This is a genomic window from Amycolatopsis thailandensis (genome assembly GCF_002234405.1).
Lineage (GTDB): Bacteria > Actinomycetota > Actinomycetes > Mycobacteriales > Pseudonocardiaceae > Amycolatopsis > Amycolatopsis thailandensis.
Genome location: NZ_NMQT01000099.1, coordinates 65,517 through 77,572, shown reverse-complemented (window position 1 = coordinate 77,572; position 12,056 = coordinate 65,517). Strand labels below are relative to the sequence as shown.

The window sequence follows — 12,056 nt, the reverse complement described above, 5'->3', positions numbered from 1 at the left end:
TTTTCCTCTTTCTCCTCTGTGTTTCCCCTGCATTGGAAGGCACCATGCGCATCCGAGGTCTCTTCACCGCACTGCTGTGCGCGGCCGGGCTCGTGACGGTCACCCCCGCCGCCGGCGCGGCCCCCATCATCGACGGCGGATACGCCCAGTCCGGTCCGTGGGCCGCCATGATCGAGCAGAACGGTGAGCAGTGGTGCTCCGGTTCGATCATCGGCGCCCGCTGGGTACTCACGGCCCAGCACTGCATCGACGAACCCGGCGCCAAGTATTCGGTCCGTGTCGGAGACGTCGACCACCAGGCCGGGACCTACGCCGTGGCGTCCGCCATCTACACCCCCTCCAGCGGCGCCGACATCGCTTTGCTACGGCTCGACCGTTCGGTCAGCACGACCTACGCGTCACTGGGCACTTCCGTCTCGGCCGGCGACACCGAATACGTCTATGGCTGGGGCTACAACGAAGACGGTGACCTCCAGCGGTACCTGAAGGTCACCCAGATGAAGGTGAGCAGTGTCGGGAGTGGACTGATCAAGGCGCGCCGGGGCGACGGCCTGACCAACGGCGGTGACTCGGGCGGACCGGTCTTCGTCGGCGGCAAGCAGGTCGGCGTGCACATCGCGGGCAACAAGGTGGACAGCTCGACGCACACCGCCATCTCGGCGAACCGCACCTGGATCCGCGACACGTCGGGCGTCTAGGTCGTGACACCGGTGAGTCTCCCCGACGAGCTCGGCGCGCAACTGCTCAGGCTGGGCCTCGGGGAGACCGCCGCCCGGATCTACCGCCGGATGCTCGAAAACGCGCCTGTGACGGCCGGGGAACTGGCCTGGCGGGAGGACGACGCGGAGACCGTCCATCTGGCATTGAAGGAACTGGCGGACGCGGGGCTGGCGGTGTCGTCCGGAGTGGACGGAGCCGAGTTCGTCCCCGCGAACCCCGGTGAGGCGCTCGCCGCGCTGACCACGAGACGGCAGGCCGAACTGCACGACGCGCGGCTCGCGGTCCAGACCGCGTACCGCGCGTTCCGGCGGGCGCATTCGGGAATGCCGCACGCGCAGGACCTGCTCGAAGTGGTCACCGGCGACGCGATCCTCCCCCGGCTTCAGCACCTCGCGACCCTGGTGCGAAGACAGGTGCGCCGCCTCGATTCCCCGCCTTACTTCACCGGCGGCCGCCGCAACCTCCTGGAGGAGGAGCAGTTGCGGCGCGGGATCACCTATCGCTGTGTCTACAGTGGAGCTTCACTGGGCGATCCCGGCTACCTCACCGCGAACATCCTGCCGTGCCTGCGCGCGGGCGAGCAGGCACGGCTGCTGCCCGAGCTCCCGGTGAAACTGACGCTTTTCGACGACCGGGCGGCCACCATCGCGCTGACCATCCGCGAGGCCGACCGCAACCAGTCCATCGTGATCGTGCGGCCGTGCAGTCTCTTCTCCGCGCTGGAGGGCCTGTTCGAAACCACCTGGGCGGCGGCGCTTCCGCTCGACCAGCGGGGACGGACGGCCGAGCAGCCGATCCGGCCGATCGAACGTGAGCTGCTGATCCTGCTCGCCGCCGGGCGCAAGGACGACGAAATCGCCGCCGAACTCGGCGTCAGCAGGCGCACCCTGTTCCGCTATCTCGAAACCCTGATGGACCGCGCGGGTGTCTCCAGCCGGTTCCAGCTGGGGGTCTTCGCCGCCCACCACGGCTGGCTCTGACCGGCCGAGCCACGCGTTTCGTCCTCTGGATGCGGTCGTCCGCGATACGAACCACCGCATCCAGAGGACGAAATGCGGGCTGCCCTCACCCGGATGGGGTCACCCTGACAGACCATCCCCGCTGCGCCGAACGCGCGGAGAGCGGAAGGTGATCTTGAAAGGAGGGCGGCATCATGGGGAATCACCGACAGCACCACGAGACGGCGTCGCTCCGGATCGCCACCGCCGGCCTGCGGGTTTTCGCGGTCGTCGTCGCGATCGCGGCCTGCGCCTGGTTCGCGCTCTGGCTCGCGTTCACCCTCTGAGCCCGGCCGGCCCAGGCTGGCCTTCCGGCGGGCTTTCGGGTTCCGGCAACGGGCGATCCGGTCCCGGATCGGGGACCCGCTCGGGTACCCCGGGGTCCGGCACCGGCTCGGGCCTGCCCGGATCCGGCACCGGCTCGGGGATCCCGGGCTCGGGCACCCCGGGATCCGGCGGCATGGGGTCCGGCGGCGCCGGAGGCGCGGTCATTCGAACACTCGTCATCGCTGTACCTCCTTGCCCACGCCACTACCCGCCCCGTGACCGGCCGAAACGGAGCACTACCCCGTTTGGGTGACGATCCAGTCCGCGATGACGTCCGCGCGGGACGTCGTCTCGACCCCGGCGTGCGGGCAGTCCGGTCCGGTGGCCTCCAGGGACACCAGCGCGCCGCTCTTGCCGCCGGGGACGAAGTACGGCGCGCCCGAGTCGTACGTGCAGGCGCTGGTCGTGATCGACGGCGCCGCGCCGCGGACGCCCACCGTCGTCGGGGCCACCGTCGCCACCTGCACGGTTCCTTGCTGCATCCGTGTCGCCGGAGCGGGATTCGTGGCGGTCAGGCTTCCCCAGCCCGCCAAGGTCAGGTGCAGGCCGATCTGCGGGACCGCCCGGTTCACCGTCAGCGGGGAAACCGTGGTCACCGGGGTGTCGAGTCTGATCAGGGCGACGTCGTTTTCCTTCGCCTGCCGTACTTCGGTCGCCTTACGGGCCACGCCTGATTCGGTCGCCTCGTCGACCAGCCCCAACGTCACCGTCGTCGGATACGGCACCTTGCCCGAGACCCGCTTGCGGTGCGCGTCGTGGAAGCAGTGTCCGGTGGTGATGATCCAGCTCGGCGCGATCAGCGCTCCCGTGCAGAAACTGCCGTAGGTCGAACCGTCCGGGCGGGGGATCTTCGTCATCGCGATCTTCGCGACGAACCCGAATTGCCCTGGTGGCACGTCGGTGCCGTGGGCGACGTCCGGCGCGGCGAGCGCGGCCGGAGCGGTGGTGATGGTCAGGACAGCAGCGGCCAGCAGGGCGCGCAGACGCAATTTCTTACCCTTCGTCGGTGGGGTTCCGAGGCTAGGACCACCGCCCCGACAAGGGGAATTCCCCGACCAGGTGTCACCCGATGGCACGCCGGGCGGGTTCCTCCCGGCGCGCGAGCCAGCGGCGGTAGGCGTGACTGCTGTCGGTGTCGGACCGGTAGGCCGCCTCGGCCGCGGCGATCAGAGCGTCGCTGTGCCCGCCGAAGGCTCCTTCGGTGCTCCAGGCGATCAGGTACCGCATCCACAACGGATCCCCGGCGAGGGAACGGATCGTGATCCCGGGTGAAGCGGGAAAGGTGACCTGGCAAGGGGAAATCGCCCGGCCCGCGGCGATCAGGCGTTGCAGCGGCCGGAGTTCCGTGCTCCGGTGCGCGACCTGTGGCCGGAATCCCGCCCGCGCGCAAGCTTCCTCGAAACACTCCGGCCAGCCGGCCCCGTCGGACGGCCCGAGCACCCACCGTTCCCCGGCGAGATCGGCCAGCTCGATCTCGGCGCGGGCGGCGGCCGGATGATCCGCGGCGATCGCCACGAACACCGGTTGCGTGGCCAGCGGCCGCGACATCACCCCCGGGGCCGACGGCAGGGCGTGACCGGGGTAGTCGGCGACGACGGCGGCGTCGAGTTGCCCGCCCACGACGAGATCCAGCAGCCGCAACGGCGAGAACTCGGTGGTCACCGAAACCGCTTGCCCCCGCCCGGAATCACCGAGCCGGTCGGCCAGCTCGACGACCATCGAACCGCCGATCCCACCCAGCGCGACAGGACGTTCCTCCCCGTCCGCCAGCCAGCGGGCCGCGTCCCGGTGCATCGTGTCCGCCGCGGCGAGGACGGCCCGCGCGCGGACGAGCACGCATTCACCGAACGCCGTCGGAAAGACCCCGTCCCGGCCGCGCACGAACAAGGCCCCGCCGAACGCGCGCTCGATCCGTTGCACGGCGGCGGTCAGCGCGGGCTGGGAGCTGCCGATCCCGATCGCCGCGCGCGTGATGCTGCCCGCGTCGGCCACGGCGCACACCACTCGCAGGTGACGTAACTCGACGTCCATCACGCGGACCTTATGGCTGTTTGGGATGTGCCGGAAGCCGTCGAAAGTCGGGATCGTTTTTCGTACTCCTCCCCTTTCTCCCCATCCCCGCAAGGAGTACACATGCGACGTGCCTGTCTCATGGTCGCGCTGACAGCCATCCTCGTCGCCGGGTTCACCCCCGCGACGGCGTCGGCGGCCCCCCGGTTCACGACGTCGATGGAGGCCTTCGAACCCGGAGGGACCATCACCCGGGTGGACGTCACCCGGCCCTCCTCGGACCGCACCGCCGCCCCACAGTCGATCGCGAACGCCGCCGCGGTGACCCCGATCGAGACCAACGGCCCCAGCGAGACCACCTTCGACCTGGTCTTCGTCGGTGACGGCTACACCTCCTCGCAGCTGGGCACGTACTCGCAGCACGTCCGCTCCAGCATCGCGGCGCTGTTCGCCATCGAGCCGTACAAGAGCTACCGCAAGCAGTTCAACCTCTGGCAGGTCGACGTCGTCTCCCCGCAGTCCGGCATCACCAACGATCCGACCCAGGGGGTGCGGCGCAACACCGCGCTGGGCTCGTACTTCTGGTGCGGCGGGATCGAGCGGCTGTTGTGCGTCAACGAAACCAAGGCGAATCAGTACGCCGCCGCCGCGCCGGACGTCGATCAGGTCATCATGCTCGCCAACACCACCAAATACGGCGGGGCGGGCGGCGGTGTCGCGACCTCTTCGGGAGGCAACATCCAGGCCAGCCAGATCGTCGCCCACGAACTCGGGCACTCCATCGGCGGGCTGGCCGACGAGTACGACTACGGCACGTGCGAAACCCGGGAACCGCGTGAGCCCAACGCGTCCGCGCTCACGGCCCAGCAGATGAAGGATCGCCGCGCCAAGTGGTACAGCTGGCTCGGCAAGCCGTCGCCCGACGGCGGCACGGTCGGCGCCTTCGAAGGGTCCCGCTACTGCAAGACCGGGATGTACCGCCCCAGCGTGAACTCGCTCATGCGCACGCTCGGGCAGCCCTTCAACCCGCCGAGTACCGAGGCGATGATCGCGGGCTTCCACCGGGAAGCCGCCGCTCGGCACTGATCCGGCGTCATGGTCTCCGGGCCGGGCCGCCGGCGTGCTCGGCGAGCCCGGTCGCCATGGCCCGCATGAACCGGCCGAGGTACCACCGGAAGAACAACGCCTTGCCCCGGCCGACGCGATACGTTCCGTGCCAACGGATCCGGGTCCCGCCGCCGGGTGTCTCGCGCAGCTCGACGGCGGCCTGGTAATCGACCATCACCGGGACGTCCACGCCCTCGTAGGAGAACCGGCGTTCGGGGTCGAGCGCGGTGATCCGCTCCTTGGTGACCGTCTTGCCGGTACGGAAGGCACGGATCGCGCCGACACCGTCGCGTCCGTCGGCGGAAAGTCCCTGTGAAGCACCGACTTCCAGGGAGCCGACGCCCGACCAGGACGGCCAGCTCCGGGCGTCGAGCAACAGTGCCCACACCGCGGCGGGCGGTGCCGTCGATTGGGCGGTGACGTCGTACGACTGCGTTCCAGAACTACTCACGAGATCACCCTAGGAACAGGCGGCCCCGGCGACCATGCGCCGGATTGCGGTGCGGTGGTCAGGGATTGCGGTACCCGGATGGACGCGTTCCGGTGTGCCGCAGGAAGGCGGCCGACAAGGCGCCGGGGGTGGCGAACCCGCATCTGCTCGCGATCCGGGCGATGGGGAGATCGGTGTGACGCAGCAGTCTCTGCGCCTCTTCGATCCTGAGCCTGGCGAGGAACCGGTGCGGTGTCTCGCCGGTCTTCTCCTTGAAGACCCGGATGAAGTGATACACGCTCAGGTGCACTTCCCCGGCGATTTCGGCCAGGCCGAGCGGATCCGCCAGCCGATCGCGCATCAGGGCCACGGCCGCGCGGACCCGGTTGTCCTCTTTCCCCGCGTCCGGCGGAGGCGGCTTCCGCGCGTGCCGGGTGAGCAGATGCACGGTGAGGAAGGCGGCCGCGGATTCGGCGTACAGGTCGTCGTTCTCCCCCGCCTTCCCGACCGCCCGGACGAGCTCGCCGAGCAGCGGGTCTCCCCCGGCCACGGAAGCCGCCATCGCCTCGTGGTCCACCGCGCGGCCACCCAGGCGGGCGGCGACGGACTCCACGGTGGTGCCCGGGAGGTGCACCTGCAAGCTGCGCATCGACTCGTCGCCGCGGTACCGGCGCCGCACCGGCCTGCCGGGAACGGCGAGTTCGAGCCGCCCCGGCTCCCACTGATGACGGTTCCACCGGCCTTCGCCGCGGGTCTCCATCTCCGCCCTGCCTGACAGCGGCAGGACGAGATGAAGATCCGCGACGGCGGGCAACCGCATGTCCTCGGCGACGGGAACGTGGTCGAACCGCTGGACGAGCAGTGATTCCCAGCCGGAATCCTCCCAGCTGCAATAGGTCCGCCGGACATAGCGGGACATGTCGAAACCGGTGTACGGCTGAAGGTCGAATCGCTCGGAGTCGAACACCACGCTTCGAGGCTAGTCCTTCAGGAGCTCCTTGACCCGCGGCACGACCTGTTCGCCGTAGAGCCGGATCGAGTTCGCGCGCTGCTCGTGCCCGAGTGCGCCGACGCTGTACTTGAGCTGGAATCGCGACAGGCCGAGGGTCCGGATCGCCCAGGCGATCTTCCGCGCGACGGTCTCGGGAGAGCCGACGAACAGCGCGCCGCGCGGACCGGCCATGGCGTCGTAGTCGGCGCGGGACATCGGGCCCCAGCCCCGTTCGGCGCCGATCTTGGCGAAGGCGGCCTGGTGGTGCGGGAAGTGCTGGGCCATCGCGAGTTCGTCGGTCTCGGCGATGTGACCGGGGCTGTGCATGGAGATCGGCAGCTCCTGGTGTCCCGCCTCCTTCAGCGCGCGCCGGTACAGGTCGGCCAGCGGGGTGAAGCGCTCCGGCGATCCGCCGATCACCGCCATCACCAGCGGCAGGCCGTACGCGGCCGCGCGGACCACCGACTGCGGGGTGCCGCCGACACCGACCCAAGCGGGCAGGCTGCCCGATTCGGTGACCGGGAAGGCCTGCGCGCCCTCCAGCGCGGGACGGACGGTCCCCGACCAGTCGACCGGCTTCTCGCCCTGCAGGTGGGTGAACAGGTCGAGCTTCTCGGCGAAGAGCGCCTCGTAGTCGTCCAGCGAATAACCGAACAGCGGGAACGACTCGGTGAACGAGCCCCGGCCGAGCGTGACCTCGGCGCGCCCCCGGGAAACGGCGTCCAGCGTGGCGAACCGCTCGTAGACACGCACCGGGTCGTCCGAACTGAGCACGGTCACCGCCGTGCCCAGCCGGATCCGTTCGGTCTGGCCGGCGACAGCCGCCAGGACGACGTCCGGCGACGACACCGCCATCTCCGCGCGGTGGTGTTCGCCGACACCGAAGTAGTCGATGCCCACCTGGTCGGCGAGCACCCCCTCGGCCACGACCTGGCGGATGGCCTCGGCCTGGCTCACCGGCTGGCCGTCCGGGCCGTTCTCGACGTCGCCGAAGGTGTCCAGCCCGAAGGTCGGCTCGTGCCGGGTGCCCAGGATCTCGTAACCCATGTCCAACTCCCCTGAAGTAGTTGAACGCTCAAACGTCGGCGGCGGTGATCCTATTCCGGCTCAGGCGCCGGCGATGTCCCGCGCCAGTTGCCGCGCTTCGGGCAGGGTGAACTTGCCGGTGATCTGGGTTTCCCCGCCGGTGATCGCGGACTGGATCGACGGCGCGGTCAGCACCCGGCTCTTCAGCACCATCGCGACCTGCTTGCCGACGTTCGCCGCGGTCCACTCGGCCCACTTCCGCGAACCCGCGTCGGTGAAGCTGAGACCCACCATCGAACTGCCCGACTGATCCAGCCGCGCGTTCGCCTTGCCGAGGTCGGCTCCGGTGAGGAAGGCCGGCCCGAGCAGGTATTTCGTGCCCTGGACGCGGTCGCAGGCGACCAGCGGAAGCGCCGGATCGTCACCGCCGTCCAACGGGTCCGGCCCCGGCGAGCAGTCGAGCGCCGCCGCGGCGGCCTGCTGCTCGGCGGGGTCCGCGCTCTGCCGGTTCGTCGCGGCGCCCGTCGCCGGACCAGGTGGAAGCTCGGCCAGGACCGGCCGGAACCTCAACCGGGATCCGTCCTTGACCGCGAAACTGTCGCCTTCGGGCTCGGGTTGCCCGGAAACCCCGGATTGGCAGCCGGCGAGAGCGAGCAGGACGAGGGCGACCACACCACAGAGGATTCGCACGGGGTCATTCTGTCGTGTCCGACGTCCTCATGGGGGCGAAACGCCAGGCTTGCAGCACCGAGCCGGTCAGCGCTCACTGTCGGAAAATCACCCAGACCGACCTAGCCCGGGTCATCGCATCGGGTGTTTGCTTGCTCACAGAACGTCGTCGATCGACGATTTGGGGGCCAGCCGATGTCCTTCCGATGGGCTCTCCGCCTCATTCCGGTGACGCTTCTCGTGACCGCAGTGGCGGTGGCCGTCCCGGCACCGGTGAGCGCGGCACCCGCTCCCCCGTCGCTCGCGCAGGTCTGGCCGACGCCCCGACAGCTGACGCCGCGGCCGGGGCAAGTGACCATCCCGCGCACTGTCGTCGAGGTCGCCGGCGCGGACACCGACCCGTCCGCGCTCGCCGTCGTGGAGCAGGTCCTCCGCTCGGCGGGGGCGAGCACCTTCGTCAAGATCACCGGCGACGACCGGGCGGCCGTCGACCGGCAGCGCGGCGACGACTGGCTCGTCGTCTTCATCGGCGGCCCCACCGAAAGCAGGGCGACCGCGCTCGCGCTCGCCGCGCTCCGCGTCGAAGGTCCCGAAGGTCTGTCCCCCGGCGGATACGTTCTCGCCGCCGACCGGGGCGTGATCGCCCTGTCCGGTGTGGACACCGCGGGGACGTTCTACGCCGCGCAGTCGTTCCGGCAGCTCTTCTCTTCCGGCGAGAGCCGCGCGTTCGCCCTGCGCGACTGGCCGGCGGCGCCGATGCGCGGGGTGATCGAAGGCTTCTACGGAGCGCCGTGGTCGCACGCCGACCGGCTGGCGCAGCTGGACTTCTACGGCCGCACCAAGCAGAACATGTACGTCTACTCCCCCAAGGACGACCCGTACCTGCGCGCCCGCTGGCGCGACCAGTACCCGCCCGAACAGCTCGCGCCGCTCTCGCAACTGGTGAGCCGCGCCGCCGCGAACCACGTGGAGTTCACCTACGCCCTCTCCCCCGGCCTTTCGGTGTGTTACTCCTCGGACGCCGACGCGGCCGCGCTGGTCACGAAGTTCCGGTCGCTGTGGGACATCGGGGTGCGGTCGTTCGCGATCCCGCTCGACGACATCTCCTACACCCGCTGGAACTGCGACGCCGACGCCGCGAAGTTCGGCACCGGTGGCGCCGCCGCGGGCGCGGCGCAGTCGTTCCTGCTCAACCGGGTACAGCGGGATTTCATCGCCGCGCATCCCGGTGCCGAGCGGCTGCAAATGGTCCCGACCGAGTATTACGACCTCGCCGACTCCCCGTACAAGACCGCGCTGCGCACCCAGCTCGACAAGGCGGTGATCGTCGAGTGGACCGGCGTCGGCGTGATCGCCGGGCAGATCACCGAAAAGCAGGCCCGGCAGGCGAAAGAAGTCTTCGGGCACGACCTCCTGATCTGGGACAACTACCCGGTCAACGACTACATCACCGAACGCCTGCTGCTCGGCCCGTACATCGGCCGCGAACCCGGGGTCGCGAAGTTCCTGACCGGGATCACCGCGAACCCGATGGTGCAGGCCGAGGCATCCAAGATCGCCGAATTCACCTCGGGTGACTTCCTGTGGAACCCGGACGGGTACGACCCGGACAAGTCCTGGCTCGCCGCGATCGCCGATCTCGGCGGTCCCGCCGCACCGGCGCTGAAGGTGTTCGCGGAGAACAACTACTCCAGTCTGCTCGTTCGTCTCGAAACCGGGAAGCCGGATCTGGACTCGCCGGTGCTGCACCCCCTGCTCACCGCGTTCTGGACCGCGCTCGAGAAGAAAGATCCCTGGGACGCGGCGGCGAAACTGGACCGCTATCTCATCGCGATGGCCGCGAACCCCGAGGAACTGCGACGCGGGATGGCCACGAACCCGAAGTTCCTCACCGAGGTCGGTCCTTGGCTCGACCAGGTCGGCCTCTACGGTCAAGCGGGCAGGCACGCGGTGAAAATGCTGCTGGCTCACTTCGACGGCGACGGCGCGAAGGCGTGGGCCGAACGCGGCGAACTCGTCGCCGCGCTCAAGAAGGCGCAGGCGATCCGCGTCCCGACCGCGCGGGGGCCTCGCAACCCGGGCACCTGCACGGACGTCTGCGTGCCGTTCCTCGACAGCGCGCTCGCGACGGCCGATCGCTGGTTCGGCCTGCCCGGGATCCGGCCGCGGCCGACGACCTCGATGGGCACCTACACCGACAACGTCCCGGCCCGGATGGTCGACGGCGACCCGGAGACCTACTACTGGACCGACTGGGCACCCCGGGCCGGCGATACCGTCGGCGTCGACCTCGGCATCGCGCAGCAAGTGTCCCATGTAGACATCACCACCGGAAAACCGAGCAGCCCGAACGACTTCATCCACAACGGGGTCCTCGAATACTCCGCCGACGGCGAGCGGTGGACGACGGTGAAAACGGTCACGGAGCCGGTGATCTCGGCGGATCTCCCGGAAGGCGCCGAGGCCCGGTTCGTCCGCTTGCGCGTGACCGGCACTCAAACTTTCTGGGTCGTGGTCAGCGAGTTCACCGTGTCCACTCCGGACAGTCCTAAGTACACCGTTACCGGCACCCCGGCGGGGCCGAACCTCGCCGCCGCCGCTGACAACAACGCCGATTCGGTGTACACGGCGGCCTCGGCGCCACTGCCCGGCGACGCGCTCGTCATCACCGCCGCCGCGCCGAAGCCGCTGGACAAGGTCGTCGTCCTGGCGGCCGAAGCCGGTGCGGGCGCCGACGTCCAGATCGCGGACGCGGCGGGCGGCTGGCAAACGATCGGCAGGATGACCGGCGGCTACACGGAATTGCCTGCCCGGGACGTCGTGACCGACCGCGTCCGGCTGCTCTGGACGCCGGGCGGTGCGCCGCCGAAGATCGCCGAGGTCGTTCCCGTCAGTCCACCGCGACGGTGACGGCGGCCGTGTGCACCCGCCCGCCGTGCGAAAACTCCAGGAACAACCGGTACTCGCCCCGTTCCGAGAACAGGGAGTGGAAAGTCAGCTCGCCGTCGACCAGCGCCGCGCCGACCGGTTGGACCGGATGCAGATGCGTGGCCGATAGCAGCATGGTGTGGAACCCGGTCATATGCCCGTTGGCGCCCAGATGCGGATCGACGGCGGTGATGGGCGCGCCGTCCGGGCCGCGGAGAGCGAAGCGGAGAACCTGCGCCCGCATCACCGGGATCCGGCTCGTTCCCTCCGCCCGCTCCACCCGGTAGCCCGTACTCGTCACGGTGCCCCCGGCGGGAGCGGGCACCGGGACGAAGCTGGTGTCACCGGGCACGGTGAACGGGACGCCGAGCACGACCGGATGTTTCGGGTCCTTGGTGTCGAGCGGGACGAACTCGGCGAACATCCGGTAGGCACCGCCGTCGGTCAGCGCGAGACTCGTGCGCCAGACGTCCCCGTCCAGGACCGGATGCACGTGCTGGAAGACGTTCATGTCGTCGCGCACGGCGAAGAAGTGCAGCTGTTTGGTCTGGTTGTCCAGGAAGCGGGTGACCGGCCGTCCGTCGGGTCCGAGGATCCGGAACGCGACCGGAACCTCGGGGCCCCGGACGGCGGGTGTGGTGACCCGCTCGAACCGGTACCCGCTTTCCGCCTCCGACAGTCCGTCGCTGTGCGCGGCGGGCATCAGATCGGCCGTCACGACGGGTTGCTGGTGCGCCGAATGCGCGGAGCCCGGTGTCGGGCGGAGCGCGACGAGCACCGCCGCCGCACCGATCACCAAGGCCAGCGCGAGGAACAACCAATCCGTGATCCGGGGCTTACGCACGATCGG

The 12,056-nt window shown here is 69.8% G+C and carries 13 protein-coding genes; 5 read left to right on the top strand and 8 right to left on the bottom strand.

Annotation, left to right across the window (positions count from 1 at the left end):
* Window positions 1-44 precede the first annotated feature (44 nt).
* From CFP71_RS27345 to CFP71_RS45405, 3 genes are all read left to right on the top strand, one after another.
* Entirely contained in the window at window positions 45-698 is a 654-nt protein-coding gene (locus CFP71_RS27345; protein WP_093936810.1) for a S1 family peptidase, read from the top strand.
* Window positions 699-710: 12 nt separating this feature from the next.
* Complete coding sequence (locus CFP71_RS27340) at window positions 711-1,700, top strand: helix-turn-helix transcriptional regulator (protein ID WP_093936836.1); 990 nt, start codon at window positions 711-713, stop codon at window positions 1,698-1,700.
* Window positions 1,701-1,873: 173 nt separating this feature from the next.
* The gene (locus CFP71_RS45405; RefSeq protein ID WP_279629239.1) at window positions 1,874-2,005 is read left to right on the top strand and encodes a hypothetical protein; all 132 of its coding nucleotides are present in this window, start codon (window positions 1,874-1,876) and stop codon (window positions 2,003-2,005) included.
* On the opposite strand, the gene CFP71_RS44295 is transcribed toward CFP71_RS45405, so the two are convergent.
* The 3 genes from CFP71_RS44295 to CFP71_RS27330 form a co-directional block, all read right to left on the bottom strand.
* Window positions 1,995-2,225, bottom strand: a complete 231-nt coding sequence (locus CFP71_RS44295) for a hypothetical protein (RefSeq protein WP_167406294.1) — start codon at window positions 2,223-2,225, stop codon at window positions 1,995-1,997. The two genes, CFP71_RS45405 and CFP71_RS44295, sit on opposite strands and share 11 nt — an antisense overlap.
* A gap of 56 nt (window positions 2,226-2,281) precedes the next feature.
* Complete coding sequence (locus CFP71_RS27335) at window positions 2,282-3,034, bottom strand: S1 family peptidase (RefSeq protein WP_093936809.1); 753 nt, start codon at window positions 3,032-3,034, stop codon at window positions 2,282-2,284.
* Between the two features lie 73 nt (window positions 3,035-3,107).
* A complete protein-coding gene (locus CFP71_RS27330) occupies window positions 3,108-4,076 on the bottom strand; it encodes a LysR family transcriptional regulator (protein WP_093936835.1) in 969 nt (322 codons plus the stop codon).
* Between the two features lie 102 nt (window positions 4,077-4,178).
* Between CFP71_RS27330 and CFP71_RS27325 the strand changes: the two genes are divergently transcribed.
* Window positions 4,179-5,141: a M64 family metallopeptidase gene (locus CFP71_RS27325; protein ID WP_093936808.1), complete on the top strand. Its 963-nt coding sequence runs from the start codon at window positions 4,179-4,181 to the stop codon at window positions 5,139-5,141.
* A 7-nt stretch (window positions 5,142-5,148) separates the two neighbouring features.
* On the opposite strand, the gene CFP71_RS27320 is transcribed toward CFP71_RS27325, so the two are convergent.
* From CFP71_RS27320 to CFP71_RS27305, 4 genes are read right to left on the bottom strand one after another with little or no spacing between them, the layout of a single operon-like run.
* On the bottom strand, window positions 5,149-5,613 hold the full coding sequence (locus CFP71_RS27320; protein WP_093936807.1) for an SRPBCC family protein: 465 nt from the start codon (window positions 5,611-5,613) through the stop codon (window positions 5,149-5,151).
* A gap of 58 nt (window positions 5,614-5,671) precedes the next feature.
* Window positions 5,672-6,562, bottom strand: coding sequence for an AraC family transcriptional regulator (locus CFP71_RS27315; RefSeq protein ID WP_093936806.1), 891 nt, complete (start codon window positions 6,560-6,562; stop codon window positions 5,672-5,674).
* A gap of 9 nt (window positions 6,563-6,571) precedes the next feature.
* Window positions 6,572-7,630 carry an LLM class flavin-dependent oxidoreductase gene (locus tag CFP71_RS27310; protein WP_093936805.1) on the bottom strand — a complete coding sequence of 353 codons (1,059 nt, stop codon included), beginning with the start codon at window positions 7,628-7,630 and terminating at the stop codon, window positions 6,572-6,574.
* Window positions 7,631-7,690: 60 nt separating this feature from the next.
* A complete protein-coding gene (locus CFP71_RS27305) occupies window positions 7,691-8,281 on the bottom strand; it encodes a SecDF P1 head subdomain-containing protein (RefSeq protein WP_244199847.1) in 591 nt (196 codons plus the stop codon).
* A gap of 225 nt (window positions 8,282-8,506) precedes the next feature.
* On the opposite strand from CFP71_RS27305, the gene CFP71_RS27300 reads away from it, so the two are divergent.
* Complete coding sequence (locus tag CFP71_RS27300; protein ID WP_244199846.1) at window positions 8,507-11,188, top strand: glycoside hydrolase family 84 protein; 2,682 nt, start codon at window positions 8,507-8,509, stop codon at window positions 11,186-11,188.
* On the opposite strand, the gene CFP71_RS27295 is transcribed toward CFP71_RS27300, so the two are convergent.
* A complete protein-coding gene (locus CFP71_RS27295; protein WP_093936802.1) occupies window positions 11,169-12,050 on the bottom strand; it encodes a hypothetical protein in 882 nt (293 codons plus the stop codon). The genes CFP71_RS27300 and CFP71_RS27295 overlap by 20 nt on opposite strands.
* Between the last annotated feature and the right edge of the window lie 6 nt (window positions 12,051-12,056).

Coding starts and splice junctions, on each gene's coding strand:
- CFP71_RS27345 (WP_093936810.1), top strand. CDS start 45: ATGCGCATCCGAGGTCTCTTCACCGCACTGCTGTGCGCGGCCGGGCTC.
- CFP71_RS45405 (WP_279629239.1), top strand. CDS start 1,874: ATGGGGAATCACCGACAGCACCACGAGACGGCGTCGCTCCGGATCGCC.
- CFP71_RS44295 (WP_167406294.1), bottom strand. CDS start 2,225: ATGACGAGTGTTCGAATGACCGCGCCTCCGGCGCCGCCGGACCCCATG.
- CFP71_RS27330 (WP_093936835.1), bottom strand. CDS start 4,076: ATGGACGTCGAGTTACGTCACCTGCGAGTGGTGTGCGCCGTGGCCGAC.
- CFP71_RS27325 (WP_093936808.1), top strand. CDS start 4,179: ATGCGACGTGCCTGTCTCATGGTCGCGCTGACAGCCATCCTCGTCGCC.
- CFP71_RS27310 (WP_093936805.1), bottom strand. CDS start 7,630: ATGGGTTACGAGATCCTGGGCACCCGGCACGAGCCGACCTTCGGGCTG.